The sequence below is a fragment of the Kitasatospora sp. NPDC033851 genome, from assembly GCF_055576085.1.
Window position 1 is genome coordinate 152,744 of the sequence record NZ_JBVIRL010000005.1, and the last position, 21,403, is coordinate 174,146.

Here is a 21,403-nt window from a genome sequence, read left to right on the forward strand (position 1 = left end):
GAACGAGTGACAGATTTCAGCCGACAGCCGACAGCCGACAGCCGACAGATTTCGAAATCTGTCATCTGTCATCTGTCATCTGTCGGCTGTTTCGCCGTCGCCGCTCAGCAGGCGGCCACGAGCTCCACGGCCTCGGCCGCCCGCAGGCGCGCGATCAGTTCCTCCCGTGCCCGGGCGACCCGGGAGCGGACGGTGCCGACGGGGCAGCCGGCGACCTCGGCCGCCTCGGCGTAGCTCAGCCCGACGACCTGGGTCAGGACGAAGGCCTCCCGCCGCTGGGCGGGCACCCGGTCGAGCAGGTCGTCGAGTGCGATGCCGTCCTCGAATCCGGCCCCCGGCACGCCGCTCTGTCGCTCCGCCGCCTCCTGCCAGTCCGGCAGTGCCGCGAGGCGTGGCCGGGCGGCGGCCATCCGGTAGCGGTCGATCACCGTGCGCCGGGCGATCGAGAGCAGCCAGGTGCGGGCCGAGGAGCGCCCCGCGAACGCGGGCAGGCTGCGTAGTGCGCGCAAGAAGGTCTCCTGTGCGAGGTCGTCGGCGGACTGCACGTCGGTCAGGTGGGCGACGAAGCGCCAGACGTCGCGCTGGGTCGCGCGGACGAAGGCCTCGACGTCTGCCGCCCGGCCGGAGCGGGCGGTCAGTGCGAGTGCGGTGAGCTGCTCGTCATCCACGGCGGCCTCCGACCCGGCCGGTCCCGCCTCGGTGGTCGTGCGGGACGATGGGCATATGAGATGCGCGCAGTTCCGTACCGCTCTGTCCGCCCGGCTCGACGGCGAACCGAGCGGTCTGGCGCAGGCACGGCTCGACAAGCACGTTGCGCGCTGCACCGGCTGCCGGGAGTGGCTGGACCGGGCGGAGCTGCTGCGCGGCCACGTCCGGGCGGGCGCCGCCGACGGGCCGCCGCCGGAGTGGTCGGCCCGCCTGCTCGCCGGGCTGAAGGACGCCGGACTGAAGGAGATCGGGCTGACGGAGATCGGGCCGGCCGAGGGGCCGGGCGGTCGCGCTCCGGAAGGCCCACAGGCCACGGAGCGGTAGGACGGTGGCGCCGGCCGGGGCCGGTGCGCCGTCGTAGTCAGGCATGGAAAGGTCCCGAGGGGAAGGCTGGGAACGGTGCCGCTCAGGGCGGCACCGTCGGCGTCCGTGGGCGGCCGCGCGGCATGCCGTGCCTCCCGGAGAGCCGGGATGCGCGGCGGTGGACGCGGGCCCGCGCCCTGGCGGTACGGCGGTGGAAGGCACGGCCGTGCGGCAGGGCGACCTGCCCGTCGCGGGGTTCCGGGGGCCGGAGGCGGCCGGGGGACTGCGGCGGCGGGCGCGTCAGCAGGCGAGGGCGAACGCCGGCGGCCCGCGCCGGACCACGGCATGCGTGAGCAGCACCGACCGGGGCGGCCGGGCTCGGTCGTCGGCGGGCCTGGGCGGCGCCGGGGCCCGGTAGTCGAAGGGGCGCGCGAAGAGCGCCAGCAGTGGGAGCAGCAAGGCGCCCGCGACGACGGCGCCGAACGCGCCGAGCAGGTCGAAGAGCCGCACCAGTGCCGCGTCACCACGCCAGAGCAGTAGCGCGCAGGCCAGCGCGGCCAGCACGTGGGCGGCGGCCATCCCCAGCGACATGCCGTGGGACATGCCGTGGGACATGCCGCCCGCCATGTCGTGCGTCAGGCCGCCCGTCGTCGGGTCGGACATGCCTCCGGGCATCGGGTGGGACATGCCGGGCATCCCCGCCATCCCGGGCAGGCCCATGCCCATGGCCGTCCCGTCGGCGGAGGCCCCTGCCCCCGCGGCACCGTGGTGCATTCCGGCCATCGGGCGCAGGCTGCCGGCGGTCGGCGGCACGTCCGGGTCGATGCCCGCCATCCGGGCCAGCTCGACCGGCGAGAGACCGCCGGGCGCGCGGTCCGGGTTGCAGAGCAGCAGGGCGGCCCAGTCCGTGGTGGCGAGGCGGCCGAGGCCGCCGCCCCCTCGGCCGAGCGCCCCGGCCTGTTCGAACAGCTGGTGCAGTGCGGTCTGCGCGGCGATCATCCAGACGCTGATCGCACCGAGCCCGCGCCGCTTGCCGGCGAGCAGCCAGGTCAGCCCCAGGACCGCCCCGAACGCGCCGGCCAGCACCGTCGGGGAGACCCCGGATCCGGCCATGGCGACGTGCGCGGTGGCGGCCATCGCCACGCACAGCGCGGCGAAGACCGCGGCGCGCAGCAGGCGGATCCGGTCGGTCATCACGATGGCACTCATCGTCGCACCCACCCCGCCCGGTCCGTACCGCACCCTCCGGTCATGGCCGGTTCCGGCCCGTGAGACCATGCGCGGCCGCCCGCCCGGCGGCCCGCTCGGCCGCCGTCCTCCCCGGCGCGCCGACCCGAACAGCCGCTCGTACGACCATCGGTGCGGTTTGACAAGAACTCACCGCTTGCTCACTAGATGTGCACGAGCCGGTGCGTTCCGTAGGTGTCGGAGCGACGACGTCCAGAGCAGGGAGGTCCGGCCTTGGAGACCCCGACGACCCCGACGGAAGCCCCAGCCGAAGCCCCGACGGGAGCCGCGAGGGAACCCGCGGAGTCCTTTGCCGACTTTGCCAAGCCCGCCGACTCGGGCGCGCCCACCGAGGAAGCCAGGACCCCCGACGCGAGCGGTACGCCCGACGCAGCCGGGACCCCCGAAGCAGCCGGAACCGCCGACCTCGCCGACCTCGCGGACCCCCGCTTCTGGCGGCTGCCCGCCCCCGCCCGCGCCGCCGCCTTCGCCGAGCTGCGCCGCCGCCCCGGCCCGGTGTTCTTCGGCGACCGCGCCACCGGCAAGGGCTTCCACGCCCTGGTCCGCCACGCCGACGTGGTCGAGGCCAGCCGCACCCCCGCCGTCTTCCTCAGTGGCCCCGGCGTCACCACCCCCGCCCCCGCCCGCTGGGTGCGGCTGCTGTTCGGCGACTCGATGGTCAACCTGGACGACCCCCGCCACGCCCAGCTGCGCCGGATCGTCTCGCGGGCGTTCACGCCGCGGCTGCTCGGCCGGGTCGAGGAGGACGTCCGGCGCATCAGTGCTGCCCTGGTCGACCGGGTCGAGCGGGACCGGCCGGAGGACTTCGTGACCGCGGTCGCCGCCGAACTCCCGTTCCGGGTGATCTGCACCATGATGGGCATCCCCGAGCAGCCGCGCCGCGCCATCCTCGACCTGGTCAACCGCACCTCCGCGGACATCGGCGTGGCCCGTTCGCTGCGCCACCGGCTGCGGGCGCCCGGGCGCGGGCTGCGGGCGCTCGCCCGCATGCAGGGCATCGTGGCCGGGATCGGCCGGGAGCGGCGGCGCCGACCGGCCGAGGACCTGATCTCCGCGCTGGTCACCGCCGACGTGGACGGCCGCCGGCTCACCGGCCGCGAGCTCGGCGCCTTCTTCACCCTGCTGCTGGTCGCCGGGGTCGAGACCACCCGCAACGCGCTCGCCCACGGCCTGCACCTGCTGACCGTCCACCCCGAGCAGCGGGCCCTGCTCCTCTCCGACCTGGACGGGCGGCTCGGCGGCGCGGTGGACGAGATGGTCCGCCACGCCACACCGATCATCCAGTTCAACCGGACCGTCGCCGTCGACCACGAGCTCGGCGGCCCCGGCGGTCCCCTGCTGCGCGCGGGCGAGAAGGTCGCCCTGTTCTACGGTTCGGCCAACCGCGACGACGCGGTCTTCCCCGACCCGGACGCCTTCGACATCACCCGCACGCCCAACCCCCACCTCGGCTACGGCGGCGGCGGCCCGCACTACTGCCTTGGCGCGCACCTGGCCCGGCAGGAGATGACGGCACTGTTCCGGGAGCTGTTCACCCGCCTGCCCGAGGCGCGCTCGGTCGGCGAGCCGGAGCTCGTCCCGTCCAGTTTCGACCACCGGGTCCGCTCGCTGGGCTTCGCCTTCTGAACCGACTTCTGACCGTCTTCTGACCGTCTTCTGATCACCTTCTGAGCGGTCCGCGGGGTTCGACATCCCGGGTGCCGAGGCATCGGGTACGGCTACTCGCCCGGCTCCCACACCGCGTGGTCGTGCGCGAACAGCACCCGGCGCGGCCCGTACTCCGCCACGCGGTCGAGCCAGGCGCGGTAGCCGGGCAGCGGCGCCGCCACGCCCTCGCGCGCCGCCCGCCGGGCGAGCAGCGCCTGACCGTACTCGGTGGCGAAGTCGTACGCCTGCCCGGCGAGCAGGACCGGGCCGCCGCCCGGGCGCTCGACCAGCAGCGACTGGTGGCCCTCGGTGTGGCCGGGGGTGGGCAGCACCCGGACGCCGGGCCAGACCTCCGCCTCGCCGTCGAGCTCGCGGTACTCGACGCCGGGGAAGTCGACCAGCGCGTCGATGGTGTAGTCGCCGCGCCGGGCGGTGGCCAGCTCACTCGCCTGGACCAGGACGGTCGTGCCGGCGAGCAGCGGGTTGCCGCCGCAGTGGTCGAAGTGCAGGTGGCAGTTGACCACCAGGTCGATGTCGGCGACGGAGACCCCGGCCGTGGCGAGCGCCTCCGGCAGCGGACGGCGGACCGGGCGGTAGTGCGCCTCGGTCTCCGGCGCGCCGCCGCCGATCCCGGTGTCGAACAGCAGCAGCCCCTCCGGGCGCCGGACCAGGTACGCGAGCACCGGCTCCACCCGTGGCTCCGGGCCGCCCACCTCGGAGGCCGGCCGGACGAAATACCCCAGTTCGAGGCGGCGGATCACATTCACTTCATCCCCCCGTGTCGTGGTGCGTCGCTCTGCCCCCGTACGGGTGGCCGCCGCGGCCCCCGGTTCGCACCCTACCCGGCCTCCGCGGCGCTGCCGGGTGCTGGTGGCGGGCGTCACGGCGGGCACCCGGGAAAGGGAGCACAATGCCGGGCATGACTGATCGTCCGCTGCCCGCAGGACCTGTCCGTTCCGTGAACGCCGTGAAGGGCGTGAAGGCCGTGAACGCGGTGAACGCCGGGGGTGAGCCCGCCGACCGTCCCACCGTCGACGCCTGGACGGCCCTCGGCGGACCGGCCGACCTGCCGGCGCGGGTGCGCTTCCACGGCCCGGACGACGTCCTGCCCTCCGGCCTGCCGGTGCGGCGCCTGGCCCGGGCCACCGTGGCCGTCTGCTCGCTCGCCGCCGCCGAGCTCGCCGCCCTCCGCAGCGGCGGTCCGGTCCCCGCCGTCCGGGTGGACCAGGGCGCGGTCGCCACCGCCTTCGTCAGCGAGCGGCACCTGACGATCGACGGCCGGACGCCCGTCAGCTTCGCCCCGCACTCCGGCTTCTGGCGCACCGCCGACGGCTGGGTGCGCACCCACGCCAACTACCCGCACCACCGCACCCGGCTGCTGGCCGCCCTCGGCCTCGCCGTGGACGCCGGGCCCGAGCAGCTCGCGGAGGTGCTCGGCAAACTGCCGGCCGAGCAGGTCCAGGAGCGCGCGTACGCGGCGGGGGCGCTCGCGGTGGCCGTCGCGCCGGTGAGTTCGGCCGTGCACCCCCTGGTGGAGTACCGGGAAGTCGGTGCCACCGCCACCGCCGGTGCCGGCGGTGCGCCCGCCCGCGCGCTCGGCGACGCCCCGGTCGACCGGCCCGCCGCCGGGGTCCGGGTCCTCGACCTCACCCGGGTGATCGCCGGACCGGTCGCCACCCGCACCCTCGCCCTGCTCGGCGCCGACGTCCTGCGCATCGACTCGCCCCGGCTGCCCGAGGCCGAGGACGCCCACGCCGACACCGGCTTCGGCAAGCGCTCGGCCCGCCTCGATCTCGCCGAGCCCACCGACCGGGCCGTCTTCGAGGAACTGCTCGCCACCGCCGACGTCGTCGTCACCGGCTACCGCCCCGGCGCCCTGGACGCCCACGGTCTTGCCCCCGACGCGCTGTTCGCCCGCCGCCCCGACCTGATCGTCGCCCAGCTCTGCGCCTGGGGCTGGACCGGCCCGTGGGCCGGGCGGCGCGGCTTCGACAGCCTGGTCCAGGCCGGCGTCGGCATCGCCGCCCACGAGGCCGCCCCCGACGGCCACCCCGGCGTCCTGCCCGCCCAAGCCCTCGACCACGGCACCGGCTACCTCGTCGCCGCCGCCGTCCTGCGCGCCCTCACCGAGCAGCGCACCCGCCGCCCCGGCGGCCGCCACCTGCGCTTCTCCCTGGCCGGCACCGCCGCCTGGCTGCTGCACGGCATCGAACGGGAGGCCGCCGTACCGGGTGGGACCGCCGAGCCGTACGACCCGTCCCGGTGGCTCGCCGAGACGGACTCCGCGTACGGGCGGCTGCGCCACGCCCTGCCGCCGATCGGCTACGAGGGTGCGCCCGCCGACTGGTCGCGCCCGCCCGGGCGTTGGGGGACGGACGCACCGGCCTGGCTCTGAGCCGGGGCGGCACTGCCCAGGGCCGGCTCTCAGCCGGGGTGGCGGGGTCGCTGTCAGAGCCGTCTGACAGCATCTGCGCATGACCGCCGCACACGCCACCGACTACACCTGGTTCGACCAGCGCTACCCCGTCCTGGGCAAGGCCTACTGCCTCACTCACGTCCAGGGGATCGCCGCCGACGAACTGCTGCGCCGCTTCGACGCCGTGCCCGGCCGCGAGGTCACCGGGCTGGACACGGTGGTCGAGGCCTGGGAGACCTTCGACGACGGCGAGGACGAGGAGGCCAAGGCCCTCCTCGGCGAGGACGACGACCGGCTGCTCGTCGCCGTCACCGAACTGGACGGCTGGGCCCTAGCGGTGGAGCCGTACGGCTACCTCGGCAGCCTGCACGAGGTCATCCCCGCCCTCACCGACGGCACCCGGCTGGTCTCGCACTACCGGGGCGCCATGGCGGAGGACCACTTCAACTGGTGGGAGCAGAGCGGCTGCCGGCTCCGGTTCGAGCCGCTCTTCGCCGACCAGCGGGACGGCTCGGACGCCGACGCCCCGGGCACCGTCGAGCTGATGGCCGCCTGCGGCTTCCAGCTCGACGGCGAGCGGTACGAGCTGCACACCGAGGCCGCGTTCGCGCTGGCCGAGCGGCTGACCGATGTCCGGCTCACCCCGGAACGGCTGGAGGCCGCCACCTTCCGGCTCGGCTACGCCCCTCGCCCGTAACGGGGGCGGGGGGACGGCTCCGGCCGGAGGCGGCGGCCTCCGGGGCCGCTTGCTGGAGAGCGGCTGGTCAGGGACCAGCTGCTCAAGGGCTTCGCCGGCCGGGGACAAGCCGGTCAGGGACCAGCTGCGCAAGGGTTCGCCGGTCGGAGCTGCGTTGCTCAGACCCCGGACGGGAGCTGCTTGGCGCGGCTGCGCACCTGGATCGCCGTCACGATCTCGACCACGCCCAGGATCACCAGCCAGCAGCCGGCCAGCACGGCCAGCGCGGTGATCGACCCGACCGGCCAGACCATCAGCAGCACGCCGGCCAGCGTGTTGGCCACGCCCGCGAAGGCCTGCCAGCTGCGGGCCGGCATCAGCGGGTCGGAGATCGCGGCGGCCAGCTGGGTGATGCCGCGGAAGAGCCAGCCGATTCCGATCCAGAGCGCGAGCAGCAGCAGCGACTGCACCGCGCTGCGGAAGCAGAGCAGTCCCAGCAGCACGCAGATCGCGCCGCTGATGAAGGCCAGCACCCGCAGCGCGGTGGTGGCGTGGGTGCCGAACGCGGCGACCAGCTGCACGACGCCGATCACCAGCAGGTAGAGACCGAACAGCACGCCCACCACCAGCAGTGTCTCCTGGGGCCAGGCGAAGACCACGATCCCGAGGGCGAGCGAGACGAGTCCGGCGGCCAGCAGGATCTGCCAGGCGGCCTTGGCGAGCATGCCGAGCGGACCCTGGACCGGGGAACCGTCGGGGGTGATGATCGGAGAGACCACGGTGGCGTACTCCTCGGGCTGAATGGTCTGCGGGCTGAGTGGGTCGGGCAGACTGGGCGGGCTTGCGGGCTTGCGGGCTTGCGGGCTTGCGGACTGGGCGGGTTGACGGGCAGAAGACGAACCCCAGCCTTTCCGCGCCGCCACCGGTCCGCGCGCCGGATACGGCCGTTCGGAGGATCCGCCCCGATCACCGGAACGACATCCTCCGGACACTCGCTGTCGATACCATCTGGCGGTATGACTTCTGAAGGGTGGGGGACCCCTCCGGTCGAGCCGATCAGCCAGCACTACATCGTCTGCGGGGGCAACGCGCTGGCACACCGACTGATCCTGGAACTCGTCGAGCACTACGAGGTCCCGGTCGTCGTCCTGGTCGCCGACCGGACCCGTGACCACGCGCCGCAGATCGAGCAACTCGACGGTGTCGCCGCGGTCGTGGAGTACGCCGGCATCACCGACGAGGCCCTGCGCGCGGTGTCCATCGGCACCGCCCGTGGGCTCGCCCTGGTCGAGGGAAGCGACCAGGAGAACATCCACGCCGCGCTCAGCGCCCAGAACCACAACCCGGACATCCGCATCGTGTTCCGGATGTTCAACCAACGGCTCGGCGAGAACATCGAACGGCTGCTCAAGAACGGCACCGCGCTCTCCGGATCGGCCACCGCCGCCCCGGCCTTCGCCGCCGCCGCGCTCGGGCGGCCCAACTCGGTCGAGATCGACGGACGTTACCTGCACATCGCCTTCGACGATGCCATCACCTCCGACCGGGTCTGCGTGGTCGCCGACCAGATCGACCGGCAGGACCTCGGCAAGATCCGGCTGCTGCCCGAGCAGCAGGGCGATTCGGCCGAATTCGTCCGGCTCGCCCGCGAGTTCGGCGACGACGGGCCGATCCGCCCCGGCGGCGTACGGCGCGAACCGGCACCCGCAGCCGATCCCGGACCTGCGGCTGGTCCCGGACAGGAGGAGGAGCCGGGCGGCAGCGCCGCACTGCAGGTACTGCCGATCGAGCCCCGGGAGCCGATCGGCTGGCGGCGGCGGTTGCGCTGGCGGCTGCTCGACACCATGCGCTTCTTCACCAGCGCCCGGATGCGGCTGGTGCTGCTCACCGCCCTCGCCGCGGTGCTGATGTCCTTCGGCGTGCTCTGGTACCTCAACCGGGACTTCGGCTGGACCGTCTACATCTCGCTGCTCGACCTGGCCGGCGCCGCTCAGCCCGACCAGCTCGCCGACATCGCCGCCGGGACGGGCACCGGCGGGTTCTGGCAGCGGTCCGCGCAGGTGGTGATCACCATCTGCGGGATCACCTTCGCGCCGGTCGCCACCGCCATCGCGGTCGAGGTGCTGGGATCCGGACGGCGCGGCCAGCCACGCAACCCGGGGGCGGGCACCCGGGACCACGTGATCGTCGTCGGGCTCGGCAACGTCGGCACCCGGGTCGCGACCCAGCTGCACGACCTGGGCGTGCCGGTGGTCTGCATGGAACGGGACCCGCAGGCGCGCGGCGTCGCCGCCGTCCGGGCCCTCGGGATCCCGGTCGTGATGGGCGACGGCCCGTTCGAGGAGCAACTGCGCCGGGCCCGGCTGAAACACAGCCGGGCGCTGGTCGCGGTCAGCGGCGACGACGCCACCAACCTGGAGGCGGCCCTGGAGGCCCGGCACGGCAATCCCGAAGTCCGGGTGGTGGTGCGGCTGTTCGACGACAACTTCGCCGGGCACTTCTACAAGACGCTGGACAACGCGGCCTCGCGGTCGGTCTCCTACCTGGCCGCGCCCGCCTTCGCGGCGGCGCTGATGGGGCGCGAGGTGCGCGGGACGCTGTCCGTGTTCCGGCACGTGCTGCTGATCGCCGAGCTGACGGTGGAGGACGGCAGCGGGCTGATCGGCCTGAACCGGCACGACCTGGAGGACGAGGGCGGGGTCCGGGTGATCGCCGTCCGCTTCGCCCGCGGCTCGCAGCTGCAGTGGGGCCTACCCGACCGCACCCGGCGGCTCTCCCCGGGCGACCGGATCGTGGTCGCCGCCACCCGCAGCGGGCTCGCCCGGCTGAACACGGTGGCGCTGGAGGAGGAACTGGAGGCAGAAGCGGAGGCAGGGGCGGAGGAGTGAGCACGGCCAACAGGTGACAGCCGACAGCCGACAGATTTCAGCTGACAGATTTCATCATCTGAAATCTGTCAGCTGTCAGCTGCCAAACGTCGTCCGTCGTCCGCCGTCCGTCAGGCGTCGCCCGTCAGCGGTTGATGAAGGACGGCGGGCGCTTCTCGGCGAAGGCCGCCATGCCCTCCTTCTGGTCCGCCGTGGCGAAGACCGCGTGGAAGAGGCGGCGTTCGAAGCGGACGCCCTCGGCGAGGGTGGTCTCGAAGGAGCGGTTGACGCTCTCCTTGAGCATGATGGCCGCCGGGGTGGACATCGCCGCGACGGTCTCGGCGGTGGCCAGGGCCTCGGCCATCAGCTGGTCGGCGGGGACGATGCGGGAGACCAGGCCGGCTCGCTCGGCCTCCTCGGCGCCCATCATCCGGCCGGTCAGGCACAGCTCCATCGCCTTCGCCTTGCCGACCGCCCGGGTCAGCCGCTGCGAGCCGCCGATGCCGGGCAGGACGCCGAGCTTGATCTCCGGCTGCCCGAACTTCGCGGTGTCTGCCGCCAGCAGGATGTCGCACATCATCGCCAGCTCGCAGCCGCCGCCCAGCGCGAACCCGGCCACCGCCGCCACCACCGGCTTGCGCAGCGCGCCGAGCCGGTCCCACGGGCCCAGCCAGTCGTCCAGGTAGACGTCCGGGAAGGCGTTGCCCTGCATCTCCTTGATGTCGGCGCCGGCCGCGAAGGCCTTCTCCGAACCGGTGATCACCAGGCAGCCGATCTCCGGGTCCCGGTCGAAGGCGGTGGCAGCCGCGACCACCTCGTTCATCAGCTGGGTGTTCAGCGCGTTGAGCGCCTTGGGCCGGTTGAGCGTGATCAGCCCCACCCGGCCCTTGCGCTCGACCAGGATCGTCTCGTAGGTCTCGGTCTCGGTCTCGGTCATCGCCGTCGACTCCCATGTCCGCTGCTCGGCGCCGCGCGGGCGCGCCCTGACCACCCAACGATCTACGACGCGCCCTGTTTCGCGCCAGTCTTGACATGCGAGACGCCGGTCACGGGCGGTGCGGACGCGGAGATCAGGCCAGGCCCAGCTCGTCGCCCTCGCGCGGGGCGAGGAAGCGGGCGACGTCCACCTCCGTCACCCCGGCCAGGGTGGCGGGCTCCCAGCGGGGGTTGCGGTCCTTGTCGATCACCTGGGCGCGGATGCCTTCGACCAGGTCGTGGCCGTCCAGCGCGGCGCAGGAGGCGCGGTACTCCTGGTCGAGCACGGCTTCCAGGGACGGGAGCGTACGGGCGCTGCGCAGCGCGGCCAGGGTGGCCTTGACGGCGGTGGGGGAGTTCGCCACAACCAGCTCGGCGGCCTCCTTCGCCTGCGGCTCGCCGGAGTTCAGCAGGAGTTCGACGATCTCCTCGGCGGTGTCGGCCGCGTAGCAGGCGTCGATCCAGGCGCGCTGCCCGGCCAGGGCGGCGGGCGGCGCGGGCTCGGCGTGCGCGGCGACGACGGCGTTGACGTCGGCGGTCGTGGGGTCGGGCACGGTGGCCGGGTCGGTGCCGCGGGTGAGGGCGTCGAGCAGTTCCGGGATCCGCGCCGAGGGCACGTAGTGGTCCGCGAACCCGCACAGCAGCGCGTCGCCCGGGCCCATCGAGGCCGAGGTGAGCCCGAGGTGGATGCCCAACTCGCCCGGGGCGTGGGCGAGCAGGCGGCTGCCGCCGACGTCCGGCACGAGTCCGATCCGAGTCTCGGGCATCGCGACCGTGGAGCGCTCGGTGACGATCCGGATCGCGCCGTGGGCGGACAGGCCGACGCCACCGCCCATCGTGATGCCGTCCATCACCGCGACGAACGGCTTCGGGTACCGGGCGATGAGCGCGTTCAGCCGGTACTCGTCGCGGAAGAACGCCCGGGTGCCGGCGCCGCCCGTCTTCGCGTCGTCGTGCATGGCGCGGATGTCGGCGCCCGCGCAGAGGCCGCGTTCGCCCGCGCCGGTCAGCACGACGGTGCGCACCCGGTCGTCCGCGGCCCACTCGTCGAGCGTTGCCCGAAGGGCGGTGATCATGTCGTGGGTCAGCGAGTTGAGCGCCCGCGGCCGGTTCAGCACGATCCGTCCGACCCTGCTGTCCAGGAACGTCTGGACCTCCGCCACCGCTGTGCTCATCGGGCTCGCTCCCGTCCCTTCGGTGATGTCGACGTCCGCCGTCCCGCGACGGGTGCCGCCTTCCGCTGTTCGCTTCGCCGTCCACCGTACCGGGGGCGGTGCGGAGTTGTGATCACCGGGCCGGGCCGAGTTGGTCTGAGCCGGACTGGGCCGGACTGGGCCGGACTGGACCGGGAGTGCGGGGCCGGTCCCCTCACGGCCAGGCGCGCAGGGCGAGTTCGGCGGTGCGGGCCAGCTCGGCGGCGGTGGCGCCGTCCCGGGCCTGCTGCGACATGCCCTGGATGACGGTGGCGAGGTAGCCGGCCAGTTCCTTCGGGTCGGCCTCGGGCGGCAGTTCGCCGTCCTCCCGGGCCCGGCACAGCCGTGCCTCGAAGACCCGCGTGTTCTCGTTGGGCAGGTCGCGCAGGCGGTCCTGGATCCCGGCGTCCTGCGCGGAGACGTTGGTGGCGGCGGAGATCACCAGACAGCCTGCCGGGTGGGACGGGTCGGGGTAGATGGCGGCGGCCTCGCGCAGGATGCGGGCGAAGGCGCCGTAGGCGGTGGGTTCCTCCTCCAGTGCGACGGCCGCGAACTCGCCGACGGGGGAGTGGCCGTGCTGCTGGACCACCTCCTCGAACAGCGAGCGCTTGTCGCCGAACGCGGCGTACAGGCTGCCGGGGCGCATGCCCATGGCCGTGGTCAGGTCGGCGACGGCGGCGCCGCCCGGCTGGCGATGCCGGAGATCATCGCCTACGGCGCGACCAAGGGGGCCCTGGACACCTTCACCCTCAACCTCGCCAAGCAGCTCGGCCCGCGCGGGGTCACCGTGAACTCGGTCGCGCCCGGCATCGTGGACACCGACCTCAACGCCGGCTGGCTGCGCGGCAACGCGGAGGCGGAGGCCCATGCGGCCTCGGTGGCCGCGCTCGGCAGGGTCGGGCAGCCGGAGGACATCGCGGACATCGTCGCCTTCCTCGCTTCCGACGGCGCGCGCTGGGTGACCGGCCGGGTCATCGACGCCACCGGCGGCGCGGGACTGTAGGCGGAAGCGGGCGCGAGGACGGAAGCGGGCGCGGGGACGGAAGCGGGTCCGGAAACGGATGACAGCTGACAGATGATGAAATCTGTCAGCTGTCATCCGTTGTCTGTCATCCGTTACGTGTCATCTGTCGCCCGATCCCTGCCGGGGAGGGCGCCCGCCGCTACCCCCGCACCCGCCCGGTCACCTCGCCGAACCCGACCGCGATCCCGTGCGGGCCGGGCGCGGTGGCGGTGATGGTGACCTCGTCGCCGTCCTCCAGGAACGTCCGGGTCGTGCCGTCCGGGAGCTTCAGCGGCTCCTCGCCGTTCCAGGTCAGCTCGATCAGCGCGCCCCGGGTGTCCGCCTCCGGCCCGCTGACCGTCCCTGAGGCGAACAGGTCGCCGGTGCGCAGCGAGGCGCCGTTGACGGTCATGTGGGTGAGCTGCTGCTGCGCCGTCCAGTACATGGTGGCGAACGGCGGGCGGGAGACCAGGTGCCCGTTCAGCCGGACCTCCATCGCCAGGTCCAGGCCCCACGGCTCGCCGCCCCGGTCGTCCAGGTACGCCAGCGGCTCGACGTCGCGCTCCGGCGGCGTGACCCGGGCGTGCTGCAGTGCGTCCAGCGGGACGATCCACGGCGAGATCGAGGTGGCGAAGGACTTGCCGAGGAACGGGCCGAGCGGCACGTACTCCCAGGCCTGGATGTCGCGCGCCGACCAGTCGTTGAGCAGGCAGACGCCGAACACGTGCTCGCGGAAGTCGTCCAGCACGACCGGCTTGCCGAGCTCTGACGGCGTGCCGACGACAAAGCCGACCTCGGCCTCGATGTCCAGCCGGCGCGTCGGCCCGAAGCTCGGCGCGGGGTCGGCGGGCGCCTTGCGCTGCCCGTGCGGCCGCACTACCGGCGTGCCGGAGACGACGACCGTGCCCGCCCGCCCGTGGTAACCGATCGGCAGGTGCTTCCAGTTCGGCGTGAGCGGCTCCGAACCCGGGCGGAAGATCCGGCCCAGGTTGGTGGCGTGGTGTTCGGAGGCGTAGAAGTCGACGTAGTCGGCGACCTCGAACGGCAGGTGCAGCTCGACCTCGTCGACCGGCAGCAGCGACGGCGACAGCGCCTCGCGGAAGGACTCGTCCGTGAGCCACGTGGTGAGGTCCGCCCGCACCCGGGTCCAGACCGGACGCCCGGCCGCCATCAGCGGGTTGAGCGAGTCGGCGTCCAGCAGCACGGACGGCGCACCGGCGGCGCGGGCGGCCGCCCCGGCGTCCAGCACGAAGTCCCCGACGCGCACGCCGATCCGGCGCCGGCCGGGCTGGTCGGCGGCGGTGAAGACGCCGTACGGCAGGTTGTGCAGGCCGAACGGCGAGTCCTGGGCGCCGGCGAGCCAGCTGCGGGGGGTGGTCAACGGTCCTCCTGGTGCGGTGGAATGGGCGACGACAGCAGGCCGAGCGCGGCCAGGTCGCCCAGGGGTTCGGCGATGCTGCAGGTGCCGAACGCGGTGAACGAGTTGCGGATCACCGTAACCTGACGATCCGTCAGTGCACGTACCGCCTTGGCCAGGACCTCGCCGTCGCGCTCCGCCAGCACCGCCGCGGCCGCGGCCCGGTCGGTCTCCTGCGCGGCCAGCAGGACGTTCAGAAAGCCGTGGTGCTCGAAGCCGGTCTCCGGGTCGGTGTGCCGGACGGCGTTGTGCAGCCCGGCGGTGCACTTGTACGGCAGTCCGCGCCGCGCGCAGCCGGTGAGGAAGGCGGCCAGCTCCGCCTCGTCCGGGAACGCTTCGGCGACCAGTCCGCCGGTGCGGAACTTCGCCCGGTACGGGCTGTCGACCAGCACGTCCAGGACGGCGTCCAGCTCGTCCCCGTGCAGGAGTTCGCGCGGCAGCTCGACGGCGGCCGGGACGTGCGGCGGTAGCAGCCGGTCCAACTCGGCGACCGCCTCGGCGGCGTCCCGGGTGGCCAGTTCGACGCCGGCCAGTTCGAACGGCGCGGCGGCGGCGAGCGCCTGGGCGAGCTCCGCGCTGCCCCCCGGCAGCACCAGCCCGACCCTGAGCGGCGCGCCGCCCGCCCTTGCCGAGCCGCCCGCCCTCGCCGTGTCGGAAGCCCCGGCCGAGTCGGACGCCACCGCTGCGTCTGACGCCCCCGCCGGGTCGGACGCCACCGCCTCGGCCAACTCGCCCAGCCGGCCCGCCCCGCAGAGGAGCGGGCCGACCGCCTCGGCGTACCAGGCCGCGCGGTGGGCGCGATGCGCGGGCACCGCCTCGACGAGCGGCAGGTTCCCCGGGGGAAACACCGCCGCGTCGTCGAAGAGTCCGTGGAACAGCTCGGGGATGACGCCCCCCGAAGGCAGCGCGCTCATCGACCGGGCCCCCGACCGGACCAGGTCCAGGCGTAGTTGGGGTCCTCGCCGGCCCGGCCGCCCTCGCCGAGCTCCAGCGGGCGGAAGGTGTCCACCATGACCGCGAGCTCGTCGAAGAACTCCGCGCCGATGCTGCGCTCGTAGGCGCCCGGCTGCGGCCCGTGGGTGTGCCCGCCGGGGTGCAGCGAGATCGAGCCCTGGCCGATGCCCGAGCCCTTGCGGGCCGCGTAGTCGCCCCCGCAGTAGAACATGACCTCGTCGCTGTCCACGTTGGCGTGGTAGTAGGGCACCGGGATCGACAGCGGGTGGTAGTCCACCTTGCGCGGGACGAAGTTGCAGATCACGAAGTTGTTGCCCTCGAACACCTGGTGAGCCGGCGGCGGCTGGTGGATCCGCCCGGTGATCGGCTCGAAGTCGCTGATGTTGAAGGCGTACGGGTACAGGCAGCCGTCCCAGCCGACCACGTCGAAGGGGTGGTGCGGCACGGTGTAGCGGGTGCCCGAAATCCCGTTCGGCCCACGGTGCTTGACCAGTACGTCGACGTCCCCGGGGGCGTCCGCCAGCAGCGGGCCGACCGGCCCGCGGAAGTCCCGCTCGCAGTACGGCGCGTGCTCGAGCAGCTGCCCGTACTTGGACAGGTACCGCTTGACCGGGGTGATGTGGCTGTTCGCCTCGATGCAGTACGCGCGCAGCGGCTCGTCGCCGGCCGGCACCCAGCGGTGGGTGGTGGCGCGCGGGATGATCACGTAGTCGCCCTGGCCGACCTCGATCGAGCCGAACACCGTCTCGACCGTGCCGGAGCCGGACTCCACGTACACGCACTCGTCGCCGAGCCCGTTGCGGTACAGCTCGCTGGGGGCCCCGGCGGCGACGTACGAGATCCGCACGTCGCCGTTGCCGAGGACCAGCCGACGGCTGCCGACGACGTCCGCGGACTTCCACTCCTGGCCCGCGAACAGCTCGTGCAGCTTGAGGTGGCGGGGGAGCAGCGGGTGGTTGGGCACCGTGGACTGGTCCGGCAGCTCCCAGGGCACCGCGTTGACCACCGCCGAGGGGATGCCCCGGTGGTAGAGCAGCGAGGAGTCCGAGGAGAACCCCTCCTCGCCCATCAACTCCTCGTAGTAGAGCCCCCCTTCGGGGGTGCGGTGCTGGGTGTGCCGCTTGGGCGGGATGCTGCCAAGCTGCCGGTAGTACGCCATCTCCGTGGTCCTCCTCGACCGGTCGTCAGAGCTCTCCGACGCTCACAGGTTGCCGCGGCGGTCCTGCTCGCGCTCGATGGACTCGAAGAGCGCCTTGAAGTTGCCCTTGCCGAAGCCCAGCGAACCGTGCCGCTCGATGAACTCGTAGAAGACGGTCGGGCGGTCGCCGATCGGCTTGGTGAAGATCTGCAGCAGGTAGCCGTCCTCGTCGCGGTCGACCAGGATGCCGCGCTTCTTCAGCTCCTCGATCGGCACGCGGACCTTGCCGATCCGCTCGCGCAGCTCCGGGTCGTCGTAGTAGGCGTCCGGCGTGTTGAGGAACTCCACGCCGCGCGCCCGCAGCACGTCCACGGTGGTGAGGATGTCGTTGGTGGCGAGCGCCATGTGCTGGCAGCCGGGGCCGGTGTAGAACTCGAGGTACTCGTCGATCTGGGACTTCTTCTTGGCGATGGCCGGCTCGTTCAGCGGGAACTTCACCCGGTGGTTGCCGCTGGCGACGACCTTGGACATCAGCGCGGAGTACTCGGTGGCGATGTCGTCGCCGACGAACTCGGCCATGTTCACGAAGCCCATGACGCGGTTGTAGAACGACACCCACTCGTCCATCCGGCCCAGCTCGACGTTGCCGACGGCGTGGTCGAGGGCCTGGAAGAGGCGCTTGGGCGAGCCCTCCGGGTGCTTCACCTTGCTCTCCGCGACGACGTAGCCCGGCAGGTACGGGCCGTGGTAGCGGGAGCGGTCGATCAGGGTGTGGCGGGTCTCGCCGTAGGTGGCGATGGCCGCGCGGCGCACGGTGCCGTTCTCGTCCGAGACGTCGTTCGGCTCCTCGAGGACGGTGGCACCGGACGCGCGGGCGTGCTCGATGCACTTGTCGACGTCCGGGACCTCCAGGGCGAGGTCGACGACGCCGTCGCCGTGGCGGCGGTGGTGGTCCAGCAGCGGGCTGCCCGGCTGGACACCGCCCTTGATCACGAAGCGGCACGAGCCGGAGCGCAGTACGTACGCCTTGCGGTCGCGGCGGCCGGTCTCCGGGCCGGAGTAGGCGACCAGCTCCATGCCGAACACGACCTGGTAGAACTGGGCCGTCTGGGTGGCGTTGCCGACCACGAAGACGACCGCGTCCTGGGCCGTGACGGGGAACGGATCGGCGGCCTGGTCGTGCTCGACGAGGCCGACGAGGCGGCGCAGCTGGTCGGCGTCAAGACCGGCCTCGCGCTCCTCGGGGGTCAGCTCAAGGGCGTGGGACTGCGTGGTCATCGCTCGTTCCTCCACTTCGGGCCTCGGCTTTGAGGCTCCCGCTGGATCGCGGCCGCACCGCGGATGGGTGGGCGGTGCGGTTGCGGAGAGCTTGCTCCTGTCGGGGTGGTTGGGCAACAGGTCGGTTTTTCACTGCTCAATGTGTACAAGCTGGCCAGGATTTCCCGTCTCGCACTGCGCAAAATGTGCTGCCGATCCGGGGTGATGCGCGAAGTCTGCGCAATCGGTGTTCACGGGTTCTCGGCCCCGGCCCCGGGCTCGGCCCCGGGCTCGGACCCGCGGAGGTGGCGCAGGAACCAGTCCCGGGCCAGCTCAGCGACCTCGTCGAGGGTCCCGGGCTCCTCGAACAGGTGGGTCGCGCGCGGCACCACCGCCAGTTCACTCTCGCAGCGCAGTCGGCGTCCGGCCTGCCGGTTGAGGTCGAGCACCGTGGTGTCCAGGGAGCCGACGACGAGCAGCGTCGGGGCGCTCACCCGGCCCAGGACCTCGGCGCTGGCGAGGTCCGGGCGGCCGCCCCGGGAGACCACGGCGCGCACGACCCGGCCCAGCTCGGCGGCGGTGTGCAGCGCGGCGGCGGCGCCGGTGCTGGCGCCGAACAGGCCCAGCGGCAGGCCCCGGGTCTCGGGCACGGCGCCGCTCTCGGGTGCGGCACTGCTCTCGGACGGGGTGCGGGACCCGGATGCGGGGCCGTCCTCGGTGTGCAGCTGCCGGGCGACGGCGGTCAGGCGGGAGCCCAGCAGCCCCACGTCGAAGACGTTGTGGCGGTCCGGCTCCTCGGCCTCGGTGAGCAGGTCGAACAGCAGCGTGGCCAGCCCGGCGCGGTTCAGGAACTCGGCGACGTACCGGTTGCGCGGGCTGTGCCGGCCGCTGCCGCTGCCGTGCGCGAAGACCACGACACCGCGCGCGCCGACCGGGACGGTCAGTCGGCCCGCGAGGCGGACCCCGCCGGCGGGCAGGACCAGCTCGCGGTCCACGCCGACGGCGGGCGGGGCGTCGCGGTCCCGGTCCTGCTCCTGCTCCTGCCCCCGGTCTCGTTCTCGGCTCCGGGCCTCGGCGAGCAGTCGCAGCACCTCCTCGTCCTCGGTCTGCGAGAAGTCGGCGTAGAACTCGCCGATCGCGAAGAACGGGGACGGCGTGTCGACGCAGACCAGCTCGTCGGCGACCTCCTCGAGACGGTCCGTCCAGTCCCGGGGCGCCACCGGCACCGCGAGCACCACCCGGGCCGCGCCGCGCGCCCGGACGATCCGGCAGGCCGCCCGGGCGGTGGACCCGGTGGCGATGCCGTCGTCCACCACGACCACCGTCCGCCCCCGCACGTCCGCGGGCGGACGGTCGCCCCGGTAGCGGCGGGCCCGGCGCTCCAACTCGGTGCGCTCGCGCCGCTCCACCGCGGCCAGCTGGTCGTCGGTGACCGAGGCGAGCCGGATGACCTGCTCGTTCAGCACCCGGACGCCGTCCTCGCCGATCGCCCCCATGCCCAGCTCGGGCTGGTAGGGCACCCCGAGCTTGCGGATCACACAGATGTCCAGCGGCGCTCCGAGCGCCAGGGCCACCACGGCGGCCACCGGCACCCCGCCCCTCGGCAGCGCCACGACGACGGTCTCGGGGCCGCCGAAGTGAGCGAGGCGCGCGGCCAGCCGCCGACCCGCGTCGGTGCGGTCGGCGAAGTGGGTGAAGTGGGTTCCGGTGACGTGCATGACACGGCCTCCGGTTCCACCGTACGTCGTTCCCGGCGACTCGGGTGCGGTGGCGGACGGGGGCGTCCCGGGGCGGGACGGGGAGTGCCGCAGCGAGCCGGGAGGGGCGGTGCAGGGCCGGGAGAGGCCCCTGACCAGGGCGGGTTCGGCCCGGGACGGCCCGGGACAGGTCGGGATCCAACCGGGTTCGGCCCGGGACCCGGCCGGGAGCGGGACGGGAGGGGATCGGGATCGGGCCGGGATCCGGCCGGGAGCGGGACGGGACGGAACCCCCGTGTGGGCGGGACAGCGGGCGGCGCACCGTGGATCGCAGAGGCGGACCGGAGGGCCCGCCGACGACCGGAAGGAGCGCCCGACATGCCGGGCACCGTCATCACCGACCTGCGTCGACGCGGCGCTGTCGACCCCGGCCGTCTGCTCGCGGGACCGCTGCGCGGCGTCGGCCTGCAGCGGCTCGAACCGGGTCACAGCACCGAGGTGGCCGCCGACGGCGTCGAGCACGCGCTCTACATCACGGCCGGCTCCGGCCTCGCCGAACCGCCCGAGAACGCGGTACGGCGGGACGCCCCGCCGGCCGACGCAGAGTCGTACGACGCCGAGCCGCGTGATGCCGAGCCGCGTGACTCCGGCATCCCCCTCGTCGAGGGCACCGCCGTCGTCCTCCCGCTCGGCACCCGGACCGTCCTCACCGCCGGCACCGCCGGGATGGAGTACTTCCACGCCGTCCTGACCGTCCCCGCCGGCCGCCCCACCTCCTCGACCGGAGATGAACCCGCATGATCGTCACCACCGACACCGGCGCCGCCATGGTCGTCCTCGGCCCGAACGGCGAACGCGTACGGATCCGCTCCCTGGCCAGGCGCTCGATGCTCACCAGCGCCTGCGAGGCCTTCGACCACCTGCGGCTGAGCCCGGGCGCCCACCACGAGCTGACCGGTCGGCCCGACGCCGAGACCGTGCTGCACGTACTGCGCGGCGCCACCGTGGTCGGCCAACTGTCGGACGAGCCCGACCACCTGGCCTCCGAAGGCGATCTGCTGCTGGCCCGCCGGGGCCGCACGCTGCACCTCGAAGCCGGGCCGCTCGGCGCCGAACTGCTCTGCCTCACGCTCGCCGTCCCCCGGCACAGCGCCGGCACCCGGGCCGCCCTGGCCCGGCGCCGCGCCGCCCGCCGCGACCGGCCCTGAACCCGCACCCCTCCGTCTCAGGAGACCCCTCGTGATCGTCGTACCCGCCGCCCTCCCCTGCACCGCACCCGTCTTCCGGCGGCTGATCGACCCGGAGCAGCGGCCTTCCGTCCGCGCCGGACTGACCGTCGAGACCCTCCCGCCCGGCGTCCGGACCGACCAGCTTCCCTACGAGTCGGCGGAGTCGGTCAGCGTGGTGCTCTCCGGCCGACTGGCCGCGGCCGGCCGGATCCTCTCCCCGGGCGAGGCCCTGCACCACCGGCCCGGCAGCAGCTGCCGGCTCACCGCCGTCCGCGCGCCGACCACCGTGCTCACCGTCCGGCCGACCCGGTCCCGGGGCGGCATCCCGGCCCAGCGCTGCGGCCCGGAGTCCGCCCGGGCCTGGCGGCAGGTCGAGGTGAGCACCGTCGACCTCGACCCCGGCGGCCTCTGCGGACCGTACGAGGACCGGGCGGCCGACGCCTTCCTGCTGGTCCTCTCCGGGGTCGGCGTCTTCCTCGGCGACCTCGGCGAAGTGCCGGTGTACCCCGGAGACTTGGTCTACGTCAGGGCCAAGGAGCGGTACGGCCTCCGGGCCGGGTCGCGCAAGCCGGTCACCGCCGTGCTGGGCCGGATCGGTGCCCCGGGCGCCGAACCGGGACCGGAATGGGACGCCGAGCCCATGCGCTCGGGGCGTATCCGTCCGCAGAGTTGAGA

The 21,403-nt window shown here is 73.8% G+C and carries 20 protein-coding genes and 1 pseudogene; 9 read left to right on the top strand and 12 right to left on the bottom strand.

Translation table 11 applies throughout. The annotated features are described in order from the left end of the window. Positions 1-104: 104 nt before the first annotated feature. Entirely contained in the window at positions 105-668 is a 564-nt protein-coding gene (locus ACZ51D_RS12400) for a sigma-70 family RNA polymerase sigma factor (RefSeq protein ID WP_465620779.1), read from the bottom strand. A 55-nt stretch (positions 669-723) separates the two neighbouring features. Between ACZ51D_RS12400 and ACZ51D_RS12405 the strand changes: the two genes are divergently transcribed. Beyond that, positions 724-1,032 (top strand): zf-HC2 domain-containing protein, encoded by a 309-nt coding sequence (locus tag ACZ51D_RS12405; RefSeq protein WP_465620778.1) that lies wholly within the window; start codon positions 724-726, stop codon positions 1,030-1,032. Positions 1,033-1,311: 279 nt separating this feature from the next. On the opposite strand, the gene ACZ51D_RS12410 is transcribed toward ACZ51D_RS12405, so the two are convergent. Beyond that, on the bottom strand, positions 1,312-2,220 hold the full coding sequence (locus ACZ51D_RS12410) for a hypothetical protein (protein ID WP_465662179.1): 909 nt from the start codon (positions 2,218-2,220) through the stop codon (positions 1,312-1,314). 477 nt (positions 2,221-2,697) lie between these two features. Between ACZ51D_RS12410 and ACZ51D_RS12415 the strand changes: the two genes are divergently transcribed. Further along, positions 2,698-3,885 (top strand): cytochrome P450, encoded by a 1,188-nt coding sequence (locus ACZ51D_RS12415; protein WP_465620895.1) that lies wholly within the window; start codon positions 2,698-2,700, stop codon positions 3,883-3,885. A 92-nt stretch (positions 3,886-3,977) separates the two neighbouring features. Here ACZ51D_RS12415 and ACZ51D_RS12420 read toward each other — a convergent pair whose 3' ends face one another. Beyond that, entirely contained in the window at positions 3,978-4,664 is a 687-nt protein-coding gene (locus ACZ51D_RS12420; RefSeq protein WP_360490727.1) for an N-acyl homoserine lactonase family protein, read from the bottom strand. A 161-nt stretch (positions 4,665-4,825) separates the two neighbouring features. Here ACZ51D_RS12420 and ACZ51D_RS12425 point away from each other — a divergent pair, with 161 nt between their 5' ends. Together ACZ51D_RS12425 and ACZ51D_RS12430 are read left to right on the top strand one after the other, a co-directional pair. After that, positions 4,826-6,301 (top strand): CoA transferase, encoded by a 1,476-nt coding sequence (locus ACZ51D_RS12425; RefSeq protein ID WP_465620774.1) that lies wholly within the window; start codon positions 4,826-4,828, stop codon positions 6,299-6,301. Positions 6,302-6,380: 79 nt separating this feature from the next. After that, positions 6,381-7,019 carry a DUF6461 domain-containing protein gene (locus ACZ51D_RS12430; RefSeq protein WP_465620772.1) on the top strand — a complete coding sequence of 213 codons (639 nt, stop codon included), beginning with the start codon at positions 6,381-6,383 and terminating at the stop codon, positions 7,017-7,019. 158 nt (positions 7,020-7,177) lie between these two features. Here ACZ51D_RS12430 and ACZ51D_RS12435 read toward each other — a convergent pair whose 3' ends face one another. Next, positions 7,178-7,777: an HdeD family acid-resistance protein gene (locus ACZ51D_RS12435; protein WP_360490301.1), complete on the bottom strand. Its 600-nt coding sequence runs from the start codon at positions 7,775-7,777 to the stop codon at positions 7,178-7,180. Positions 7,778-8,014: 237 nt separating this feature from the next. On the opposite strand from ACZ51D_RS12435, the gene ACZ51D_RS12440 reads away from it, so the two are divergent. Next, the gene (locus tag ACZ51D_RS12440; protein ID WP_465662181.1) at positions 8,015-9,886 is read left to right on the top strand and encodes an NAD-binding protein; all 1,872 of its coding nucleotides are present in this window, start codon (positions 8,015-8,017) and stop codon (positions 9,884-9,886) included. Between the two features lie 124 nt (positions 9,887-10,010). Here the strand turns inward: ACZ51D_RS12440 and ACZ51D_RS12445 are convergent, their stop codons facing one another. The 3 genes from ACZ51D_RS12445 to ACZ51D_RS12455 form a co-directional block, all read right to left on the bottom strand. Next, positions 10,011-10,802, bottom strand: a complete 792-nt coding sequence (locus ACZ51D_RS12445; RefSeq protein WP_465662183.1) for an enoyl-CoA hydratase — start codon at positions 10,800-10,802, stop codon at positions 10,011-10,013. Positions 10,803-10,935: 133 nt separating this feature from the next. Next, the gene (locus ACZ51D_RS12450) at positions 10,936-12,015 is read right to left on the bottom strand and encodes an enoyl-CoA hydratase/isomerase family protein (protein WP_465620767.1); all 1,080 of its coding nucleotides are present in this window, start codon (positions 12,013-12,015) and stop codon (positions 10,936-10,938) included. Between the two features lie 193 nt (positions 12,016-12,208). Continuing rightward, positions 12,209-12,679 (bottom strand): TetR family transcriptional regulator C-terminal domain-containing protein, encoded by a 471-nt coding sequence (locus ACZ51D_RS12455; RefSeq protein ID WP_465662185.1) that lies wholly within the window; start codon positions 12,677-12,679, stop codon positions 12,209-12,211. A 30-nt stretch (positions 12,680-12,709) separates the two neighbouring features. Here ACZ51D_RS12455 and ACZ51D_RS12460 point away from each other — a divergent pair. Continuing rightward, a pseudogene (locus tag ACZ51D_RS12460) lies at positions 12,710-13,036 on the top strand (SDR family NAD(P)-dependent oxidoreductase); the annotation flags it as partial. A gap of 160 nt (positions 13,037-13,196) precedes the next feature. Here the strand turns inward: ACZ51D_RS12460 and fahA are convergent. The 5 genes from fahA to ACZ51D_RS12485 all read right to left on the bottom strand — a co-directional run bounded on the left by fahA (position 13,197) and on the right by ACZ51D_RS12485 (position 19,520). Next, positions 13,197-14,417 carry a fumarylacetoacetase gene (fahA, locus tag ACZ51D_RS12465; protein WP_465620763.1) on the bottom strand — a complete coding sequence of 407 codons (1,221 nt, stop codon included), beginning with the start codon at positions 14,415-14,417 and terminating at the stop codon, positions 13,197-13,199. After that, complete coding sequence (locus ACZ51D_RS12470) at positions 14,414-15,367, bottom strand: hypothetical protein (protein ID WP_465620761.1); 954 nt, start codon at positions 15,365-15,367, stop codon at positions 14,414-14,416. The genes fahA and ACZ51D_RS12470 overlap by 4 nt, the downstream gene beginning before the upstream one ends. Next, complete coding sequence (locus ACZ51D_RS12475; RefSeq protein ID WP_360490289.1) at positions 15,364-16,566, bottom strand: homogentisate 1,2-dioxygenase; 1,203 nt, start codon at positions 16,564-16,566, stop codon at positions 15,364-15,366. The genes ACZ51D_RS12470 and ACZ51D_RS12475 overlap by 4 nt, the downstream gene beginning before the upstream one ends. A 42-nt stretch (positions 16,567-16,608) precedes the next feature. Then, positions 16,609-17,823: a 4-hydroxyphenylpyruvate dioxygenase gene (hppD, locus tag ACZ51D_RS12480; RefSeq protein WP_360490287.1), complete on the bottom strand. Its 1,215-nt coding sequence runs from the start codon at positions 17,821-17,823 to the stop codon at positions 16,609-16,611. Between the two features lie 230 nt (positions 17,824-18,053). Next, positions 18,054-19,520 (bottom strand): phosphoribosyltransferase family protein, encoded by a 1,467-nt coding sequence (locus ACZ51D_RS12485; protein WP_465662186.1) that lies wholly within the window; start codon positions 19,518-19,520, stop codon positions 18,054-18,056. 357 nt (positions 19,521-19,877) lie between these two features. Between ACZ51D_RS12485 and ACZ51D_RS12490 the strand changes: the two genes are divergently transcribed. From ACZ51D_RS12490 to ACZ51D_RS12500, 3 genes are read left to right on the top strand one after another with little or no spacing between them, the layout of a single operon-like run. Continuing rightward, positions 19,878-20,300, top strand: a complete 423-nt coding sequence (locus ACZ51D_RS12490) for a hypothetical protein (protein WP_465620757.1) — start codon at positions 19,878-19,880, stop codon at positions 20,298-20,300. Further along, positions 20,297-20,707 (top strand): hypothetical protein, encoded by a 411-nt coding sequence (locus ACZ51D_RS12495; protein ID WP_465620755.1) that lies wholly within the window; start codon positions 20,297-20,299, stop codon positions 20,705-20,707. The genes ACZ51D_RS12490 and ACZ51D_RS12495 overlap by 4 nt, the downstream gene beginning before the upstream one ends. A 31-nt stretch (positions 20,708-20,738) precedes the next feature. Next, on the top strand, positions 20,739-21,401 hold the full coding sequence (locus ACZ51D_RS12500) for a cupin domain-containing protein (RefSeq protein WP_465662188.1): 663 nt from the start codon (positions 20,739-20,741) through the stop codon (positions 21,399-21,401). Positions 21,402-21,403 lie beyond the last annotated feature (2 nt).